The organism is Serratia proteamaculans, assembly GCF_004684015.1.
GTDB lineage: Bacteria > Pseudomonadota > Gammaproteobacteria > Enterobacterales > Enterobacteriaceae > Serratia > Serratia proteamaculans_F.
Window position 1 is genome coordinate 24,735 of the sequence record NZ_SRIA01000009.1, and the last position, 20,060, is coordinate 44,794.

At 56.5% G+C, this 20,060-nt stretch carries 18 protein-coding genes; 17 read left to right on the forward strand and 1 reads right to left on the reverse strand.

Annotated elements, in window-relative coordinates; genetic code table 11:
• Positions 1–129 precede the first annotated feature (129 nt).
• The 11 genes from E5C26_RS06345 (at position 130) to nei (ending at position 10,229) form a co-directional block, all read left to right on the forward strand.
• Positions 130–1,083 (forward strand): YbgA family protein, encoded by a 954-nt coding sequence (locus tag E5C26_RS06345; RefSeq protein ID WP_135315537.1) that lies wholly within the window; start codon positions 130–132, stop codon positions 1,081–1,083.
• Between the two features lie 15 nt (positions 1,084–1,098).
• A complete protein-coding gene (gene phrB / locus E5C26_RS06350; RefSeq protein WP_135315538.1) occupies positions 1,099–2,529 on the forward strand; it encodes a deoxyribodipyrimidine photo-lyase in 1,431 nt (476 codons plus the stop codon).
• Positions 2,530–2,551: 22 nt separating this feature from the next.
• The gene (locus tag E5C26_RS06355) at positions 2,552–3,532 is read left to right on the forward strand and encodes an MBL fold metallo-hydrolase (protein WP_135315539.1); all 981 of its coding nucleotides are present in this window, start codon (positions 2,552–2,554) and stop codon (positions 3,530–3,532) included.
• Positions 3,533–3,549: 17 nt separating this feature from the next.
• Positions 3,550–4,293: a type 2 GTP cyclohydrolase I gene (locus E5C26_RS06360; protein WP_135315540.1), complete on the forward strand. Its 744-nt coding sequence runs from the start codon at positions 3,550–3,552 to the stop codon at positions 4,291–4,293.
• Positions 4,294–4,445: 152 nt separating this feature from the next.
• The gene (gene pxpB / locus E5C26_RS06365; RefSeq protein WP_135315541.1) at positions 4,446–5,102 is read left to right on the forward strand and encodes a 5-oxoprolinase subunit PxpB; all 657 of its coding nucleotides are present in this window, start codon (positions 4,446–4,448) and stop codon (positions 5,100–5,102) included.
• A complete protein-coding gene (gene pxpC, locus E5C26_RS06370) occupies positions 5,096–6,028 on the forward strand; it encodes a 5-oxoprolinase subunit PxpC (protein ID WP_135315542.1) in 933 nt (310 codons plus the stop codon). The genes pxpB and pxpC overlap by 7 nt, the downstream gene beginning before the upstream one ends.
• Entirely contained in the window at positions 6,018–6,755 is a 738-nt protein-coding gene (gene pxpA / locus E5C26_RS06375; RefSeq protein WP_135315543.1) for a 5-oxoprolinase subunit PxpA, read from the forward strand. Before pxpC ends, pxpA begins: the two co-directional genes overlap by 11 nt.
• 224 nt (positions 6,756–6,979) lie before the next feature.
• Entirely contained in the window at positions 6,980–7,711 is a 732-nt protein-coding gene (locus tag E5C26_RS06380) for a DUF969 domain-containing protein (RefSeq protein ID WP_012005694.1), read from the forward strand.
• Positions 7,708–8,727, forward strand: a complete 1,020-nt coding sequence (locus tag E5C26_RS06385; protein WP_135315544.1) for a DUF979 domain-containing protein — start codon at positions 7,708–7,710, stop codon at positions 8,725–8,727. The genes E5C26_RS06380 and E5C26_RS06385 overlap by 4 nt, the downstream gene beginning before the upstream one ends.
• Before the next feature lie 9 nt (positions 8,728–8,736).
• A complete protein-coding gene (gene pcp / locus E5C26_RS06390; RefSeq protein ID WP_135315545.1) occupies positions 8,737–9,381 on the forward strand; it encodes a pyroglutamyl-peptidase I in 645 nt (214 codons plus the stop codon).
• A 56-nt stretch (positions 9,382–9,437) separates the two neighbouring features.
• Complete coding sequence (gene nei, locus E5C26_RS06395) at positions 9,438–10,229, forward strand: endonuclease VIII (protein WP_135315546.1); 792 nt, start codon at positions 9,438–9,440, stop codon at positions 10,227–10,229.
• A gap of 110 nt (positions 10,230–10,339) precedes the next feature.
• Here nei and E5C26_RS06400 read toward each other — a convergent pair whose 3' ends face one another.
• On the reverse strand, positions 10,340–11,632 hold the full coding sequence (locus E5C26_RS06400; protein WP_135315547.1) for a citrate synthase: 1,293 nt from the start codon (positions 11,630–11,632) through the stop codon (positions 10,340–10,342).
• A 733-nt stretch (positions 11,633–12,365) separates the two neighbouring features.
• Between E5C26_RS06400 and sdhC the strand changes: the two genes are divergently transcribed.
• From sdhC to odhB, 6 genes are all read left to right on the forward strand, one after another.
• Positions 12,366–12,755, forward strand: coding sequence for a succinate dehydrogenase cytochrome b556 subunit (gene sdhC / locus E5C26_RS06405; RefSeq protein ID WP_004949747.1), 390 nt, complete (start codon positions 12,366–12,368; stop codon positions 12,753–12,755).
• Positions 12,749–13,096, forward strand: coding sequence for a succinate dehydrogenase membrane anchor subunit (gene sdhD, locus E5C26_RS06410; RefSeq protein WP_012005699.1), 348 nt, complete (start codon positions 12,749–12,751; stop codon positions 13,094–13,096). The genes sdhC and sdhD overlap by 7 nt, the downstream gene beginning before the upstream one ends.
• 1 nt (position 13,097) lies before the next feature.
• A complete protein-coding gene (sdhA, locus tag E5C26_RS06415; RefSeq protein ID WP_135315548.1) occupies positions 13,098–14,864 on the forward strand; it encodes a succinate dehydrogenase flavoprotein subunit in 1,767 nt (588 codons plus the stop codon).
• A gap of 16 nt (positions 14,865–14,880) precedes the next feature.
• Positions 14,881–15,597, forward strand: coding sequence for a succinate dehydrogenase iron-sulfur subunit (locus tag E5C26_RS06420; RefSeq protein WP_012005701.1), 717 nt, complete (start codon positions 14,881–14,883; stop codon positions 15,595–15,597).
• Between the two features lie 397 nt (positions 15,598–15,994).
• Positions 15,995–18,808, forward strand: coding sequence for a 2-oxoglutarate dehydrogenase E1 component (gene sucA / locus E5C26_RS06425; protein WP_135315585.1), 2,814 nt, complete (start codon positions 15,995–15,997; stop codon positions 18,806–18,808).
• Between the two features lie 11 nt (positions 18,809–18,819).
• The gene (odhB, locus tag E5C26_RS06430) at positions 18,820–20,034 is read left to right on the forward strand and encodes a 2-oxoglutarate dehydrogenase complex dihydrolipoyllysine-residue succinyltransferase (RefSeq protein WP_135315549.1); all 1,215 of its coding nucleotides are present in this window, start codon (positions 18,820–18,822) and stop codon (positions 20,032–20,034) included.
• Positions 20,035–20,060: the final 26 nt, after the last annotated feature.

Genomic DNA, 20,060 nt, shown 5'->3' on the forward strand with positions numbered 1-20,060 from the left:
GCTTAAAACCCTCGCTTCGCAGCGGGGGTTTTTTTATGCGTGTCGTTCAGTCATTGTGGCGGTAAGGTTCGTCTCCAGAGGGAAATTCCTCTACACTTTTAACATCATCCAACGCTGCGGGAGCCTAATATGAGTGACAAAATTCCGGTCGGGATCAGTGCCTGCCTGTTAGGTGAAAAGGTGCGTTTTGACGGCGGCCATAAACGGCTGGCTTTCGCGGTGGAACAACTGGCGCCCTATGTGCGGTTTGAGGCGATTTGCCCGGAAATGGCTATCGGCCTGTCGACCCCGCGTCCGGCACTGCGGTTGATCAAAAAACAGCATCATATAGCGCTGCGTTACAGCAACGACGACAGCATCGATGTGACCGACCAGATGCAGCAGTTTTCTACTCAGCGCATTGCTGCTTTGCAGCACCTGTGTGGCTACATTGTCTGCGCCAATTCGCCAAGCTGCGGTATGGAACGGGTGCGATTGTATGATGAGGGCGGTGCAGGCGCGCGTAAAAGCGGTGTCGGGCTGTTCACCGCCGAACTGCAGCGCCAAATGCCCTGGCTGCCGGTGGAAGAGGACGGACGGCTGAATGACGCCACGCTGCGGGAAAACTTTGTCGAACGGGTTTATGCCTTGTATGAGTTGAACATGCTGTGGCGCAAGGGGCTGACTCGGGGTGGGCTGATCGCCTTCCACAGCCGTTATAAGCTGTCGCTGCTGGCGCACTCACAGCCGGAATACCGCGAGCTGGGACGCTTTGTGGCGGACGTGGATAAATGGGAGTCGCTGGAGGCGTTCGCGATTGAATACCGCAGCCGCCTGATGAAACTGTTGGCGCACAAGGCGACGCGCCGCAACCACACCAACGTGCTGATGCACGTTCAGGGATATTTTCGCAGTCACCTGAGTGGCGCGCAGCGTCAGGAACTGGCGCAGTTGATCGACCGCTATCGGCAAGGCGTGCAACCGCTGCTGGCGCCGATTACTTTGCTCAAACATTACATGGCCGAATACCCCGATCGTTATCTGGCCGATCAGCGTTATTTCGAACCCTATCCCGAGGCGTTGCGCCTGCGTTATGGCCACTGATTGACAAGGAGTTTTATGACCACGCATTTGGTCTGGTTGCGTAACGATTTGCGCATTACCGACAACAAAGCGTTGCATGCCGCCTGCAGCGATCCCGACGTCCGCGTGCTGGCGGTGTTTATCGCCACCCCACAACAGTGGCGGCAGCATGAAATGGCTCCCCGTCAGGCTGCCTTTATCCATGCCAACCTGCTGCAGATGCAGCAGGTCCTTGCCGAGCGGGGCATTCCGCTTGGCTACCACCAGTGTGATGACTTTGCCGCCTCGGTTGACTGGCTGACGGCGTATTGCGCGCAGCAGCGGGTGGACAGGCTGTTTTACAATCGCCAGTACGAAATCAATGAGCGCCAGCGCGACCAACGGTTGGAACAGCGTTTGTCCGGGCAGGTGATTTGCCAGAGCTTTGATGACAGCCTGCTGTTACCACCGGGTAGCGTGCAAACCGGCGGTGGCGAAATGTACAAAATCTACACGCCGTTTCGTAAAGCCTTCATCCAGCGCCTGACCGAATCCGACGTTCAATCCTTGCCTGCGCCAAAAACGCGGGCAAGCGGCGCGTTGCCGGTAACCGCTACCCCAGAGGCATTTGATTATCCACCGGCAGAGTTGAACGAGGATTTTCCCGCCGGGGAAGAAGCGGCGCTACAGCGGCTACGCAGCTTTTGTCGTGAGCAGGTACAGGATTACCTGCAACAGCGGGATCTGCCCGCCATTGCCGGGACCAGCAGCCTGTCGCCTTATCTGGCGATTGGCGTATTGTCGCCGCGCCAGTGTTTCAACCGCCTGCGCGCTGAATGTCCGCAGTTGCTGGAAAACCATGACAGCGGTGCCTTCGGCTGGCTCAATGAACTGATCTGGCGCGAGTTTTATCGGCATCTGATGGTGGCCTATCCCGCGTTATGCAAGCACCGTCCCTTTATCGATTGGACGGATAGGGTACGCTGGCGGGATAACCAAGAACTTTTGCAGGCCTGGCAGCAGGGCGCCACCGGTTATCCGATTGTCGATGCTGCCATGCGCCAGTTGAATTCCACCGGCTGGATGCACAACCGATTACGCATGATCAGCGCCAGTTTTCTGGTGAAAGACTTGTTGATCGACTGGCGTGCCGGTGAGAGCTATTTCATGTCACAGCTATTGGACGGCGATCTGGCAGCCAATAATGGCGGTTGGCAGTGGGCGGCCTCAACCGGCACCGACGCTGCGCCGTACTTCCGCATCTTTAACCCGACCACTCAGGGCGAACGTTTTGATCCGCAAGGCACTTTTATCCGTAAATGGTTGCCCGAGCTGGCGGATGTACCGGACAATGCTATCCATCAACCCCATCGCTGGGCGGAACAACAGCAGCGCGTGCTGGATTATCCGCTGCCTATTGTCGACCATAAGCAGGCACGGCTGGAGACGCTGGCCGCCTTTGAAGCGGCGAAGCGCGGGGAATATTAAGGTAACAGCAAGGAGCGAAATAATGATGAAAAAGGTGCTGGCCCTGTGCCTGAGCGGCTATTGCGCCCTGGCGCAGGCCGGCTTTGACGTGGTGGCGCTGGGTGTGGACGGCGGCGTCAGTGACGGCAATCTGACCTCCTACCTGATCCGCAGCGACAATCAGACGCAGTATCTGGCGCTGGATGCCGGCTCACTGCTACCGGGCATCGCCAAAGGGCTGGAAAAGGGCAGTTTCCCGCAGGTCACCCCTGAACTGGCTGCGCCTTATACCCCGCAGGGCTATATATTCCGGCAACTCATCGGCGCTTACTTTATCAGCCATGGTCATCTGGACCACGTGGCCGGGCTGATTATCGGTTCGCCGGAAGACAGTAAAAAGAATATCTATGCCCAGGTCGATACCATTTTGACCCTGCGTAATCATTATTTTAACTGGAAGGCCTGGCCCAACTTCACCGATTCCGGCAACGGTTCGCGACTGGGCACTTACCGGCTGCAAACGGTACGGCCACAGCAGCGCGTGACCCTGGGCATGACCGGTTTGAGTGGCGTGATGTATCCGCTCAGTCATGACCGTTACCCTTCTTCGATGTTGCTGGTGTCCGATCGCAGCGGCTCTTTCGCCTATTTTGGTGATACCGGGGCGGACGCACTTGAGCAGTCGCGCAATCTCGATAGCGCCTGGCGCGCGCTGGGGCCGCTGATTGAGCAGAAAAAATTGAAAGGTATGATTATCGAAACCTCCTATCCCAATGAGGTGGAGGATAAAAACCTGTATGGCCACCTGACGCCGGCGTGGCTGCAAAAAGAGTTGAAAAATCTGACTCAGTACAGCGGCGGCGAAGGCTCGCTGAAAGATTTCCCGGTGGTGATCAGCCATATCAAGCCCAGCCTGAAGCAGGGTGAAGACGTGCGCGCAACCATTAAACAGCAGTTGGAACAGGGTAACAGCCTGGGCGTGAAATATATCCTGATGGAACAGGGCGACCGGCAGACATTTTGATTTGAAGAGAGAACTCTATGCGTAACCTCGATCTGGAACAGTTGATCAACACAGAACTGAACACCGCCGCATTTCAGGATTACGGGCCGAATGGCCTGCAGGTGGAAGGGCGAGCGCACGTGCAGCGTATCGTCACCGGCGTGACCGCCTGTCAGGCGTTGTTGGATGCGGCAGTGGCGCATCAGGCGGATGCCATTGTGGTGCACCACGGTTATTTCTGGAAAAACGAAGCGCCTTCGGTGCGTGGCATGAAGCGTAACCGACTGAAAACGCTGCTGAGTAATGATATCAACCTGTACGCTTATCATCTGCCGCTGGACGCGCATCCGGTGCTGGGTAACAACGCGCAGTTGGCACATCTGCTCGGGATCCGGGTGATTGGCGAAGTGGAGCCGCTGGTGCCGCACGGTGAATTCGAGCAGCTGTTGACCGGTATTGAACTGCAACAGCGCCTCGAGAGTCGTCTTGGCCGTGCCGTGCTGCACTGCGGCGATAACGCCCCGGCGCATATCCGCCGCGTAGCCTGGTGTACCGGCGGTGGCCAGAGCTTTATCGACAGCGCCGCACGCTTTGGCGTTGATGCCTTTATCAGTGGCGAAGTCTCCGAACAAACCATTCACAGCGCGCGGGAAATGGGCATTCACTTCTTTGCCGCCGGTCACCATGCCACTGAGCGCGGTGGCGTTAAGGCGCTCGGTGAATGGCTGGCTCAACAACATGGCTTTGACGTGACCTTTATCGATATCCCCAATCCCGCCTGATTATCCCCCCAGGATCCAGCCCGGTTTTTACCGCGGCTGAATCCTTTTAATAGCCTAATCCCTTATTTTCTCAAAGGTTGTTCTATTGACAGCCAGAGCGCTGTCGCGCATAACTGTTGTGTTTTCATCGCGATAATAATAAGGAGAAAAGGGTGCAACGAGCACGATGTTACCTGTTAGGTGAAAGAGCGGTAGTGCTTGAACTGTCGCCTCCGGTGACGCTGCCGAGCCAGCAGCGAGTCTGGGCGCTGGCCGAAAAACTGAATCATCATCCCGATGTGTGTGAAGTGATACCGGGCATGAATAACCTTACGCTGCTGCTGAATACGCCACAGGCCGATGCCGAGCAGATGCTGGCCCTGTTGCAGCAGGGGTGGGACAGCAAGGAAAGCCTGGTGCCGGAATCACGTCAGGTAGATATTCCGGTGATCTACGGTGGCCAGGACGGCCCCGACCTGGATGAAGTGGCGCGTCACACCGGTATGACGCCGCAGCAGGTCGTGGAATGCCACTCCTCAGCGGCCTACGTGGTCTATTTCCTCGGTTTTCAGCCCGGTTTTTCTTACCTGGGCGGGATGCCGGAAAAGTTGGCGACGCCGCGCCGCGCCGAACCGCGCTTGTCGGTGGCGGCAGGTTCCGTCGGTATCGGCGGCAGCCAGACCGGGATTTATCCGTTGGTCACCCCCGGTGGCTGGCAGTTGATTGGTCGGACTCCTTTGGCGCTGTTTAATCCTTACGAAATGCCGCCAACCTTGCTACGCCCCGGCGATAGCGTGCGGTTTGTGCCACAGAAGGAGGGCGTATGCTGAAGATCTTGCGTGCGGGCATTTACACCACGGTGCAGGATCTGGGCCGTAACGGTTTCCGTCGTTTGGGCGTCAGCCAGGGCGGGGCGCTCGACGAACCTGCGTTGAGGATCGCCAACCTGCTGGTGGGCAATGCTGCCAATGCCGCCGGGCTGGAAATCACTCTTGGGCAATTTAGCGCCGAATTTACTCAGTCAGGTTGGATCGCTCTGACCGGTGCCGGTTGCGATGCGCAACTTGATGGCAAACCGCTGTGGACCGGCTGGCGCTATCCGGTCAATGCGGGCCAACAGCTGATACTGAAAACGCCAAAACGCGGTATGCGTACCTATCTGGCGATCAGCGGAGGCATTGCGGTAGCGGAAATACTCGGTTCGCGCAGCACCGATAACAAAGCCGCTTTTGGCGGGCTGGAAGGGCGCAACCTGCGGGATGGCGACAGCCTGCCGCTGGGGCAAAGCCATTCATTGCCAAAGCAGAGTTTTGGTGTGAAGCAACCGCTGTTCAACAACCGCATCCGTGCGTTGCCGGGGCCGGAATATGATGAATTCAGCGAAGAGGCGAAAGAGGCTTTCTGGCGTACCGCCTGGCAACTGAGCCCGCAGAGCAACCGCATGGGGTATCGTCTGCACGGTAGCCATGCGTTGAGCCGCACCACTGACCGCGAAATGCTATCGCATGGTCTGTTACCGGGGGTGGTGCAGGTACCGCATAACGGCCAGCCGATCGTGTTGATGGCCGATGCGCAGACTACCGGTGGTTACCCGCGTATTGCCTGCGTGATCGAGGCCGATCTCTACCATTTGGCGCAAATCCGTCTGGGTGAGGCCATCCACTTTGTTCCCTGTACTTTGGCCGAGGCACAACGTGCCAGAGTCGAGCAGGAGCACTTTATCCAACAGATCGCCTGGGGGTTAGATGATCGTTGATTTAAATGCCGATCTCGGCGAGGGCTGCGCCAACGATCAGACGCTGCTGCAACTGGTCAGCTCGGCCAATATTGCCTGTGGCTTCCACGCCGGGGATGCGCAAACCATGCGTCAATCGGTGCGTTGGGCGCTGCAGTACGGCGTAGCTATTGGTGCGCACCCGAGTTTTCCCGATCGCGAGAACTTTGGCCGTACTCGTATGCAGCTACCCGCGGAAACGGTATATGCCCAGGTGGTGTATCAGCTTGGCGCGCTGGCTGCGATTGCTCGTGCCGAAGGCGGGGTGATGGTTCACGTCAAGCCACATGGCATGCTGTACAACCAGGCGGCAGTGGAGCCGGAACTGGCGCAGGCTATCGCCCGGGCGGTTAAAGCGGTCGATCCGACGCTGCGGCTGGTGGGGCTGGCGGGCAGTGAGCTGATCCGCGCCGGTGAAGAACAAGGATTGGTCACACGGCAGGAAGTGTTTGCCGATCGCGGCTATCAGGCCGACGGTACATTGGTACCGCGTGGCCAGCCGGGAGCGCTGATTACCAGCGACGAACTGGCCCTGGCGCAAACGCTGGAAATGGTGCGTCATCATCGGGTTCGCACCCTGAACGGCACCTGGGCCGCCGTTCAGGCCGAAACCGTCTGCCTGCACGGTGACGGTGAACACGCGCTGGAATATGCGCGCACGCTGCGCGAACGTTTTGCCCTGGAAGGCATCAGCGTCAGCGCAGAATAAAAATAATTAAATACATACAACACAAACACACAACACAATATTACCCAATGAATTTCGAGCTGCAGCTAGGCGCCCAGCTCGCTCACCCCCAGGTATTGTAGGGGCGCTGCATGCCGCGCCCGCATTAGTCGGGGCGAATTTATTCGCCCCCTACAGTAACTGGGGTGGGCGAGTGCAGGTAACAACGCTGCGGCTTGAAAGGCGAAGGGTAAAAGGGAGATATAATGGAACAGGCCGTTAACTTATGGCCACTGATTGGCATCGCCGCCATCGTGGTTGGATTCGTTTTACGCTTTAACCCAGTACTGGTGGTGATTGCCGCCGGCATTATCACCGGGCTGGCAGCGCTGATGCCACTGGATACGATCCTGGAAAAATTGGGTGAAGGCTTCCTCAATACCCGTAACCTGCCGCTGATCTTGCTGTTGCCACTGGCGGTGATCGGTCTGCTGGAACGTCACGGGCTAAAAGAACGCGCGCAGGCGTGGATCGCCAAGATCAAAAGCGCTACTGCCGGACGCTTGCTGATCGTCTATCTGTTTGTGCGTGAAATTACCGCTGCCATGGGGCTGACCAGCCTGGGCGGTCACCCGCAAATGGTGCGTCCACTGTTGGCACCGATGGCCGAAGGGGCAGCGGAAAACCGTTACGGTGAGCTGCCGGAGCGTACGCGCCACCGCCTGCGGGCCATGTCTGCCGCCACGGATAACGTCGGGTTATTCTTTGGCGAAGATATTTTTGTCGCCTTCGGCGCGATCATCTTCATGCACAACTTTATGCTGGAATCCGGCGGCATCCAGACCGAGCCGCTGCATATCGCCTTGTGGGGTATTCCTACCGCCATCTTTGCCTTCCTGATCCATGCGTTCCGGCTTTACCGGATGGATAAACAGCTCAGCGCTGAACTGTCGCAGCTCAACCAGGCTGCTCTACAGGCCAAAGGAGATGCCCAATGACTTTCCAACAACAATATCTCTATTGGCTGGCGGGCGTTGTACTGTTGATCGTGGCGGTGATGTCTTTCCGCGATCGTGCCAACCCACGCCGCGTCACCACGGGTCTTTTTTGGGCGTTGTACGGCCTGATTTTCCTGGTCGGTGACTGGACCTATAGCCTGTTGGGCGACGTGCTGGGTGAGGGAAGCAATGAGAAACGCATGCTGCATATCATCGTCGGTGTGGTGGTGGTGATCATGGCGTTAATCGCCGGTTTCGGCGGTGTGCGTCTGGGCAGTTATCACCAACGTACCCCGCAGCAGCGTGAAGAGAGTGCCAAACGCCTGGGCAACCGGCTGTTTATTCCGGCGCTGGCGATCCCGGTGGTAACGGTGATTGGCGTGCTGTTGTTCAACAATATTCCGGCGCTGCAAACGGCGGTATTCGGCAGCGGCAACCACGCTACCCTGATTACTCTGTTCTCGATGACCGCCGGCTGTGTGCTTGGCCTGATTATCGCGGTGAAAATGACCCATGAAAAAGCGCTGCAACCGATTCAGGAAGCGCGTCGCCTGCTGGACTCCATCGGTTGGGCGTTTATTTTGCCGCAAATCCTCGCCACGCTGGGCCTGCTGTTTACCGCTGCCGGTGTTGGCACGGCCATTTCTCATCTGACCCAGGAGTATCTGGCGGTCGATAACCGCTTTATTGCGGTGGCGGTTTATGCCATCGGCATGGCGCTGTTGACCATGATCATGGGCAATGCCTTTGCGGCTTTCCCGATAGTCACCGCCGGTATCGGTATCCCGATCCTGGTGCTGCAGCACGGTGGTAACCCGGCGGTGATGGCTGCTATCGGCATGTTTTCTGGCTATTGCGGCACGCTGATGACGCCAATGGCTGCTAACTTTAATATTGTACCGGCGGCGTTGCTGGAACTGCCGGACAAGAATGCGGTGATCAAGGCGCAGATCCCGACCGGGGTGCTGTTGCTGCTGGTCAACGTATTCCTGCTTTATTTCCTGATGTTCCTGTAAGGAGAACGCATGCAAAAGGTATTGATCACGGGCTTTGAGCCCTTTGGCGGCGAACGCGTTAATCCTTCGTGGGAAGTGGTAAAGCAACTCAATGATATGGAACTGGCCGGCGCGCGCATTATTGCCCGCCAACTGCCTTGTGTGTTTGGCACAGCGCTGGAAGCACTGAATGCGGCGATTGATGAAGTGCAGCCGGTGATGGTGTTGGCTATTGGTCAGGCTGGTGGACGTACCGACATCACTATCGAACGGGTGGCGATCAACGTCGATGATGCGCGCATCCCCGATAATCAGGGGCAGCAACCGATCGACGAACCTATCGTTGAAAGCGGACCGGCGGCCTATTTCAGCACGCTGCCGATCAAGGCCATTGTCGACTCGATGCGCGAAGCGGGTATTCCCGCCTCGGTATCGCAAACGGCCGGTACCTACGTCTGCAATCACGTGATGTACGGTCTGTTGCACCGTTTAAACGGTCAGCAGGCGATCAAGGGCGGGTTTATTCATATTCCTTATCTGCCGGAACAGGCTGCCGCACACCCTGGCGCACCGAGCATGGCGGCGACTACGGTCTTGTTCGCCCTGGAACTGGCCATTTCTATTGCACTACAGGTTGAGCATGACCTGAAAGTGGTCGGCGGCGCGACGCATTAATTGCAGTTATCCCCCGGTGTGGCCTGCTGCGCCGGGGTCCATTCAGGAGTTTTCATATGCCGGAAGGACCGGAAATTCGCCGGGCGGCGGATGCCCTGGCGGCGGCGGTGATTGACCAGCCGCTGACCGACGTCGGTTTTGCCTTTCCTCAGCTTAAACACTACCGTGACCGGTTAATCGGTGAGCGCATTATTGCTATTGAGCCACGAGGTAAGGCACTGCTGACCCATTTTTCCAACGGTCTGACGCTGTATAGCCATAACCAGTTATATGGCGTGTGGAAAGTGGTGAAAGCCGGGGAGACGCCGGAAACCAAGCGGGATCTACGGGTGCGGTTGGAAACGGCGGAGCGGGCGATTTTGCTGTACAGCGCCTCGGAGATTACCGTCGGGCCGCGTGAGGAAATCGAGCAGCATCCGTTCTTGCAACGTATCGGCCCCGACGTACTGGATATGACGTTAACGGTGGCCGCGGTGGAGCAACGGTTGCTGTCACCGGCGTTTCGTCGCAGGCAACTGGGCGGTATGTTGCTCGATCAGACGTTTCTCGCCGGGCTGGGCAACTACCTGCGCGCTGAAATCCTCTGGCAGGCCGAGCTGGCACCCCAGCATAAGCCACAGGATCTGGAACCTGAGGTTTTACAGCGGCTGGCGGAGGCGTTACTGGCAGTCCCACGTTTGTCTTATCAGACGCGCGGGCAGGTGGATGAAAACCGCCACCATGGTGCGTTGTTCAGTTTTAAGGTGTTCCACCGCAGTGGTGAGCCTTGCGAGCGTTGTGGTGCGATGATTGAGCGCACGACGCTGTCTTCGAGGCCCTTTTATTGGTGCCCGGGTTGCCAGAAATAGGTTATTCCATGTTTCCCCTCACCCTGACCCTCTTCTTCCCAGGGGGAGGGCAAAAAAAACGCCGCCCATCGGGGCGGCGCTGTTGCTGCAATACCTGGGGTAAAGCGGCGTTATTTGTTTTTCACCTGAGACTTGAAGTCACGCTCGGCATAGCCGGTGTACAATTGGCGCGGACGGGCAATCTTGATGCCTTCGTCATGCATTTCGTTCCAGTGCGCAATCCAGCCGATGGTACGGGCGATGGCAAAGATAACGGTGAACATGGAAGAAGGGATCCCCATCGCCTTCAGGATGATGCCTGAGTAGAAGTCGACGTTCGGGTACAGTTTCTTCTCGATGAAGTACGGGTCGTTCAGCGCGATGTGTTCCAGCTCCATCGCCACTTGCAACAGGTTGTCGTCCTTCTTGTTCAGCTCTTTCAGCACTTCGTGACAGGTTTCGCGCATTACGGTGGCGCGTGGGTCGTAGTTCTTGTACACGCGGTGGCCGAAGCCCATCAGACGGAACGAGTCGTTCTTGTCCTTGGCACGCTTGATGAACTCAGGAATGTGCTCAACGGTTTTGATCTCTTCCAGCATCTTCAGTGCGGCTTCGTTGGCGCCGCCGTGTGCCGGGCCCCACAGTGAAGCGATACCGGCAGCGATACAGGCAAACGGGTTAGCGCCTGAAGAACCTGCGGTACGTACGGTAGAAGTGGAAGCATTTTGCTCGTGGTCTGCGTGCAGGATCAGGATGCGATCCATTGCGCGTTCCAGCACTGGGTTCACCACGTATTCTTCGCACGGGGTGGCAAACATCATATGCAGGAAGTTACCGGCATAGGACAGCTCGTTACGTGGATAAACGAACGGCTGACCCAGCGAATATTTGTAACACATGGCCGCCACGGTCGGCATTTTGGACAGCAGGCGGAACGCGGTGATCTCGCGGTGACGCTCGTTGTTGACGTCCAGAGCATCGTGGTAGAACGCCGCCAGGGCGCCGGTCACACCGCACAAAACGGCCATTGGGTGTGAGTCACGACGGAAGCCACGGAACAGATGGGTGATCTGGTCGTGGATCATGGTGTGACGGGTCACGGTGGTTTTGAAGGTTTCGAACTCTTCTGCGGTTGGCGTTTCGCCGTACAGCAGGATGTAGCACACTTCCAGATAGGAAGACTCTTTCGCCAGCTGTTCGATCGGGAAGCCGCGGTGCAGCAGTACGCCTTTGTCACCGTCGATAAAAGTGATTTTGGATTCGCAGGAAGCGGTAGAGGTAAAGCCGGGATCAAACGTGAAATAACCTTTGGAGCCCAGGGCGCGGACATCGAGGACATCGGGGCCCAGTGTCGGGGTTAATACGCCCAGTTCGATTGGAGCTTCACCATCGTTAATGGTTAGCGTCGCTTTCTTATCAGTCATTTACAGTCTCCTTTGCGCCTTATTTTAAAAACCTCTAACAACTGAAATACCTTAATTCTCCTCAGGTTGCCCGCAAAAAATGGAGCGGACGCTAACTCTGTGAGCGACTGCGCAAATGCGCGGGTAGGGTACAGAGTGCTAACCAGGCGAACGAGGTGGGTGACCAGTTGTTAACGATTCATCGGAATTCGTTATGTTCTGTTAATCTTACCTACGACGTGTTCGGGGGTGGTTGAACCTATCCCAATAAACTGTTTTATATGCCTTATTGGTTTTTATCTGCGGCAAAGTGCTGCAAACGTGACCGGCAAAAACCGCCATTGGGATAGGTTCTTTCAAATACACTGTTGCATATCCTGAACATCGGGGGAAGTGTATCTGCTGACCTATAGCGCATCATAGGGCCGTTTGTGCCCCTATATGTAATGGAATTGTTGATCTCTTGTCAAATCAGATAATTAATTTTATGCTAATTGTGAAATCCGTGATCTAAATCACTGTTCGGGGGAAATGTTACCAAAGGGATTGTATGGGAATTGTAATCAGAATGTGATCCTCCTATACTGCCGCCAGGTCTCCGGGATACCCTGAAGTAGGAGCACCCAGCGTTATAACTACGCGCCGTTTAAGCACAGTGGATGTTGTTGTTTGAGCGCGTGACGTGTGAGGGTTTTGGCTCTTAACGCTGTCTGATCCCCGCCCAGGCCGGAGGAAGGAAAATAATAAGAGCTGTGTGGGCAAAAACGTGAAAAAACAAAGACCTGTCAACCTGGATCTGCAAACGATTCAGTTTCCCGTAACTGCGATAGCGTCCATCTTACACCGAGTCTCTGGCGTAATTACCTTCGTTGCCGTGGGTATCCTCCTCTGGCTGCTGGGCCTGTCACTCTCTTCCCAAGAGGGTTTCATGCAGGCTGCTGCCATCATGAATAGCTTCGTTGTCAAATTCATATTCTGGGGCATCCTCACTGCGCTGGCCTATCACATTTGCGGTGGCATTCGCCATTTGTTAATGGATTTTGGCTATATCGAAGAGAGTTTAGCCGCCGGTACCCGTTCTGCCCAGGTGGCAATCGGTCTCACCGTCGTGCTGTCAGTTCTGGCTGGAGTCCTCGTATGGTAAACAATGTTTCTGCATTAGGACGCAACGGCGTACACGATTGGTTGTTACTGCGTGCTTCCGCTATCGTCATCACCCTGTATGTTCTGTATATCCTGGGCTTCTTTGTCACGGCTCCGGATCTCACCTACGAAATCTGGCGCGGCTTCTTCGCCACCTCTATTACGAAAGTGTTCACGCTGCTGACGCTGCTGTCGATTCTGGCTCACGCCTGGATCGGGTTGTGGCAGGTGCTGACGGATTACGTCAAGCCGGTAGCGGTACGTCTGGTGTTGCAACTGGCGATCGTTGTCGTGTTGCTGGTCTATTTACTGTACGGAACAATCGTAGTGTGGGGTGCATAACATGAAACTGCCGGTCAGAGAGTTTGATGCTGTAGTTATCGGTGCAGGCGGCGCAGGTATGCGCGCGGCACTGCAAATTTCTCAAGCGGGCTCTTCTTGTGCCCTGCTGTCCAAAGTATTCCCGACCCGTTCCCATACCGTGTCTGCACAGGGCGGCATTACCGTAGCCCTGGGTAACAACCACGAAGATAACTGGGAATGGCATATGTATGACACGGTGAAAGGTTCCGACTATATCGGTGACCAGGACGCCATTGAGTATATGTGTAAAACCGGCCCGGAAGCGGTGCTGGAGCTGGAACATATGGGGCTGCCGTTCTCCCGTACCGACGATGGCCGCATCTATCAGCGCCCATTCGGCGGCCAGTCACTGAATTTCGGTGGCGAGCAGGCGGCACGTACCGCTGCGGCGGCTGACCGTACCGGTCACGCCCTGTTGCACACCCTGTATCAACAGAACCTGAAGAATCACACCACTATCTTCTCCGAGTGGTACGCGCTGGATCTGGTCAAAAACCAGGATGGCGCAGTGGTCGGTACCACGGCTATCTGCATTGAAACCGGTGAAGTGGTTTACTTCAAAGCCAAAGCCACCGTGCTGGCGACCGGCGGTGCAGGCCGTATTTACCAGTCCACCACCAACGCCCATATCAATACCGGTGACGGTGTCGGCATGGCGCTGCGCGCCGGCGTGCCGGTGCAGGACATGGAAATGTGGCAGTTCCACCCGACCGGCATCGCCGGTGCCGGGGTACTGGTGACCGAAGGTTGTCGTGGTGAAGGTGGTTATCTGCTGAATAAACACGGTGAGCGTTTCATGGAGCGCTATGCGCCGAACGCCAAAGACCTGGCGGGCCGTGATGTGGTTGCCCGTTCGATCATGATTGAAATCCGCGAAGGCCGTGGTTGTGACGGTCCGTGGGGCCCACACGTTAAGCTGAAACTCGATCACCTGGGTAAAGAAGTGCTGGAATCCCGCCTGCCGGGCATTCTGGAACTGTCGCGCACCTTCGCGCACGTCGATCCAGTGAAAGAGCCTATCCCGGTTATACCAACCTGCCACTACATGATGGGCGGTATTCCGACCAAAGTGACCGGCCAGGCGTTGACCGTGAACGAGAAAGGCGAAGACGTGGTGATCCCGGGGCTGTTCGCCGTGGGCGAAATTGCCTGCGTATCGGTGCACGGCGCCAACCGTCTGGGCGGCAACTCGCTGCTGGATCTGGTGGTGTTCGGTCGTGCCGCCGGCATGCATCTGCAGGAATCCATCCTGGAGCAGGGCGCCAGCCGTGAAGCCAGCGAATCCGATGTAGAAGCGTCGCTGGATCGTCTGAACCGCTGGAACAACACCCGTTCAGGTGAAGATCCGGTTGAAATCCGCAAGGCGCTGCAAGCTTGTATGCAACACAACTTCTCGGTATTCCGTGAAGGTGATGCGATGGCGAAAGGGCTGGAAGAACTCAAAGAGATCCGTGAACGTCTGAAGAACGCACGTCTGGACGATACCTCCAGCGAATTCAACACCCAGCGCATCGAATGCCTGGAGTTGGATAACCTGATGGAGACCGCGTTTTCCACCGCCGTGTCGGCAAACTACCGTACCGAGAGCCGTGGCGCACACAGCCGCTTCGACTTCCCGGAACGTGATGATGCCAACTGGCTGTGTCACTCGCTGTATCAGCCGCAATCGGAAAGCATGACGCGTCGTGAAGTGAACATGCAACCGAAGCTGCGCCCGGCATTCCCGCCGAAAGTGCGTTCATACTAATTGCGGAGATCGATTGATGAAACTCGAATTTTCAATTTATCGCTACAATCCGGATGTTGACGACGCTCCGCACATGCAGGACTACAGCCTGGAAGCGGAAGAAGGTCGCGACATGATGTTGCTGGATGCGTTGATCCAGCTGAAAGAAAAAGATCCAAGCCTGTCGTTCCGTCGTTCCTGCCGTGAAGGCGTGTGTGGTTCCGATGGGATCAACATGAACGGTAAAAACGGCCTGGCCTGTATCACTCCGGTGTCGTCGCTGACCAAAGGCAACAAAAAGATTGTGATCCGTCCGTTGCCGGGCTTGCCGGTAGTGCGCGATCTGGTGGTCGATATGGGTCAGTTCTACACCCAGTATGAAAAGATCAAGCCTTTCCTGCAGAACGACGGCAAGAACCCGCCGGCGCGTGAGCACCTGCAATCCCCGGAAGAGCGTGCCAAGCTCGATGGTCTGTACGAGTGCATTTTATGCGCTTGTTGTTCGACCTCTTGCCCGTCATTCTGGTGGAATCCTGACAAGTTTATCGGCCCGGCTGGCCTGTTGGCGGCGTACCGCTTCCTGATTGACAGCCGTGATACGGAAACGGAAGAACGTTTAGACGATCTGGACGACGCTTTCAGTGTTTTCCGCTGCCATAGCATTATGAATTGTGTCAGTGTATGTCCTAAGGGCTTGAATCCGACCCGTGCAATCGGTCATATCAAGTCTATGCTGCTGCAACGCGGCGCATAAGTGGAATGAGATGCTGCGCCGGGCAGTTTCCGGCGCACATCACAAAGGAGGGAACCTCTAAAAACTGACCCGCGGCTGCGGCACTAAGCAGCCTGGTTCGCCCGCCGGTTTTTAGAGGTTCCTTGTAAGGGACCGCAAGGTCCATAGCAGAACGTACCGAGCTTAATAGCTATACCCTATGAATTTCGAGTTACAGCTAGGCGACAAGCTCGTTCATCCCCAGGCGCTTACTTTAGTAAGTTACTGGGGTGAGCGAGTGCAGGTAACAACGCTGTAACTTGAAAGGCGACGGGTATAAAAGTACGTCGAGTGAACCGTTTTTACGGCAAACCGTATCCAACACGGTAATTATGTTAACCACGGCGAAAACTAAAGCTTCAAAGCTTAAGGGATCATGATGCAGAACGGCGCAATGAAGGCCTGGCTGGATTCCTCCTATCTGGCGGGCGCGAACCAGTCTTACATAGAACAGCTCTATGAAGACTTCTTAACCGATCCGGGCTCCGTTGAAGATAGCTGGCGTTCCATTTTTCAACAGCTACCAACCGCGGGTGTAAAACCCGATCAGCTTCACTCTCAAACGCGTGACTACTTCCGCCGCCTGGCGAAAGACTCCGCGCGTTACAACACCACCATCAACGATCCAGACACCGATGCCAAACAGGTCAAGGTACTGCAGCTGATTAACGCCTTCCGTTTCCGCGGACATCAGCATGCCAACCTCGATCCGCTCGGCCTGTGGCAGCGTGAGCAAGTTCCTGACCTTGAACCCGCCTACCACAACCTGACCGAAGCCGACTTCCAGGAAACCTTCAACGTGGGTTCTTTCGCCATCGGCAAAGAAACCATGAAGCTGGGCGACCTGTACGCTGCGCTGAAGCAGACTTACTGCGGTTCGATCGGTGCGGAATACATGCACATCACCAATACCGAAGAGAAACGCTGGATCCAGCAGCGTATTGAATCGGTGGTGGGGCACGCCAGCTTTAGTGATGACGAGAAACGCCGTTTCCTGAACGAGCTGACCGCAGCGGAAGGCCTGGAACGCTACCTCGGCGCCAAATTCCCAGGGGCAAAACGCTTCTCGCTGGAAGGTGGCGATGCGCTGGTGCCAATGCTCAAAGAGATGGTGCGCCACGCCGGTAAGAACGGCACGCGCGAAGTGGTGTTGGGCATGGCCCACCGCGGCCGTCTGAACGTGTTGATCAACGTGCTGGGTAAAAAACCTGCCGACCTGTTCGACGAGTTTGCCGGCAAGCATAAAGAACACCTCGGCACCGGTGACGTGAAATATCACCAGGGCTTCTCCTCCGACGTAGAAACCGAAGGCGGCATGGTTCACCTGGCGCTGGCGTTTAACCCGTCGCACCTGGAGATCGTCAGCCCGGTGGTGATGGGGTCTGTACGTGCCCGTCGTGACCGTCTGGACGAAGCGCGCAGCAACATGGTACTGCCAATCACCATCCACGGTGACGCCGCCATTACCGGCCAGGGCGTGGTTCAGGAAACCCTGAACATGTCGCAGGCTCGCGGTTATGAAGTGGGCGGCACGGTGCGTATCGTGATCAACAACCAGGTTGGTTTCACCACCTCCAACCCGCTGGATGCGCGTTCTACCGAATACTGTACTGACATCGCCAAGATGGTGCAGTCGCCGATCTTCCACGTCAATGCTGACGATCCGGAAGCGGTGGCCTTTGTGACCCGTCTGGCGTTGGATTTCCGTAACACCTTCAAACGTGACGTGATGATCGATCTGGTCTGCTACCGTCGCCACGGGCATAACGAGGCCGATGAGCCAAGTGCAACCCAGCCGGTGATGTACCAGAAGATCAAGAAACACCCAACGCCGCGCAAGATCTATGCTGACGTGCTGACCGAACAAAAGGTCGCCAGCCTGGAAGATGCCACGGAAATGGTCAACCTGTACCGTGATGCACTCGACCGCGGTGATTGCGTGGTTGAAGAATGGCGTCCGATGAACCTGCATTCCTTTACCTGGTCGCCGTACCTCAACCACGAGTGGGACGAAGAATACCCAAGCACGGTTGAAATGAAGCGCCTGCAGGAACTGGCCCGTCGCATCAGCACCGCGCCGGAAGCGATTGAAATGCAGTCACGCGTAGCGAAAATCTACGGTGACCGCGCAGAAATGGCCGCCGGTAACAAAGCCTTTGACTGGGGCGCCGCAGAAACGCTGGCTTACGCCACGTTGGTTGACGAAGGCATTCCAATCCGTCTTTCCGGTGAAGACGCCGGTCGCGGCACCTTCTTCCACCGCCATGCGGTAGTGCACAACCAGAAAAACGGTTCGGTCTACGTGCCACTGGCCAATGTCCACAGCGGGCAGGGCGAGTTCAAGGTTTGGGACTCCGTACTGTCTGAAGAAGCCGTTCTGGCGTTCGAATATGGCTATGCCACCGCAGAACCTCGCACCCTGACCATCTGGGAAGCGCAGTTCGGTGACTTCGCCAACGGCGCTCAGGTGGTGATCGACCAGTTCATCAGTTCCGGCGAGCAGAAATGGGGCCGTATGTGTGGCCTGGTGATGCTGCTGCCGCACGGTTACGAAGGCCAGGGCCCAGAGCACTCCTCTGCGCGTCTGGAACGTTACCTGCAGCTGTGTGCCGAGCAGAATATGCAGGTGTGCATCCCGTCCACCCCGGCACAGGTTTACCATATGCTGCGTCGTCAGGCGCTGCGCGGTATGCGCCGTCCGTTGGTGGTGATGTCACCGAAATCTCTGCTGCGTCACCCGCTGGCAACGTCTTCTCTGGAAGAGCTGGCTAATGGCACCTTCCTGCCGGCGATTGGCGAAATTGACGACTTGGATCCGAAAGCGGTCAAACGCGTGGTGCTGTGCTCCGGTAAGGTCTATTACGATCTGCTGGAACAGCGTCGCAAGAACGACCAAAAAGATGTGGCCATCGTACGTATCGAGCAGCTGTACCCGTTCCCGCATCAGGCCCTTCAGGCGGTGCTGGAGAAGTATGCTCACGTGCATGATTTCGTCTGGTGTCAGGAAGAGCCGCTGAACCAGGGTGCCTGGTACTGCAGCCAACACAACTTCCGTGAAGTGGTGCCGTTTGGGGCTTCTTTACGTTACGCAGGACGTCCAGCCTCTGCCTCTCCGGCAGTGGGTTATATGTCCGTACACCAGAAGCAGCAACAGGCTCTGGTTAATGACGCGCTGAATATTGTTAAAGATTAAGGGAAAGCTAAATGAGTAGCGTAGATATTCTGGTTCCTGACCTTCCTGAATCGGTTGCCGATGCGACCGTCGCCACCTGGCACAAGAAACCAGGGGACAGCGTCCAGCGTGACGAAGTTCTGGTTGAAATCGAAACTGACAAAGTGGTGCTGGAAGTTCCGGCAAGCGAAGCCGGCATTCTGGATGCGATCGTGGAAGAAGAAGGTGCAACCGTGCTTTCTCGCCAGATCCTTGGCCGTATTCGTCCGGGCGACAGCTCCGGCAAGCCGACCGAAGAAAAAAGCCAGGCTAAAGAAGCCACTCCAGCCCAGCGCGCAACCGCCAGCCTGGAAGAAGAAAGCAACGACGCACTCAGCCCGGCTATCCGCCGCCTGATTGCCGAACACGACCTCGATGCCGCTGCCATCAAAGGCAGCGGCGTGGGTGGCCGTATCACCCGCGAAGACGTGGAAGCGCATCTGGCCAACGGCAAGAAAGCCGGCAAGTCAGCCGCCGTTGAAGCCGCTCCGCAGCCTGCTCTGAGCGGCCGCAGCGAGAAGCGCGTCCCTATGACCCGTCTGCGCAAGCGCGTGGCCGAGCGCCTGTTGGAAGCGAAGAACAGCACTGCGATGCTGACCACCTTCAACGAAATCAACATGCAGCCGATCATGGACATGCGCAAGCAGTACGGTGAAGCCTTCGAAAAACGCCACGGTGTACGTCTGGGCTTCATGTCCTTCTACATCAAGGCGGTGGTTGAAGCGCTGAAACGCTTCCCGGAAGTGAACGCGTCTATCGACGGCACCGACGTGGTGTACCACAACTACTTCGATATCAGCATTGCGGTATCTACTCCTCGTGGCCTGGTGACCCCGGTGCTGCGCGATGTAGACAGCATGAGCATGGCGGACATCGAGAAGAAAATCAAAGAACTGGCAGTTAAAGGCCGTGACGGCAAATTGACTGTGGAAGAGCTGACCGGCGGTAACTTCACCATTACCAACGGCGGCGTATTCGGTTCACTGATGTCTACCCCGATCATCAACCCACCGCAGAGCGCCATCCTGGGCATGCACGCCATTAAAGATCGCCCAATGGCGGTGAAAGGCCAGGTTGTGATCTTGCCGATGATGTATCTGGCACTGTCTTACGACCACCGCCTGATTGACGGTAAAGAATCCGTTGGCTACCTGGTGACGGTTAAAGAGATGCTGGAAGATCCGGCTCGTCTGCTGCTGGACGTTTAGTAACCCTGATGGGCGCGGTACGCCGT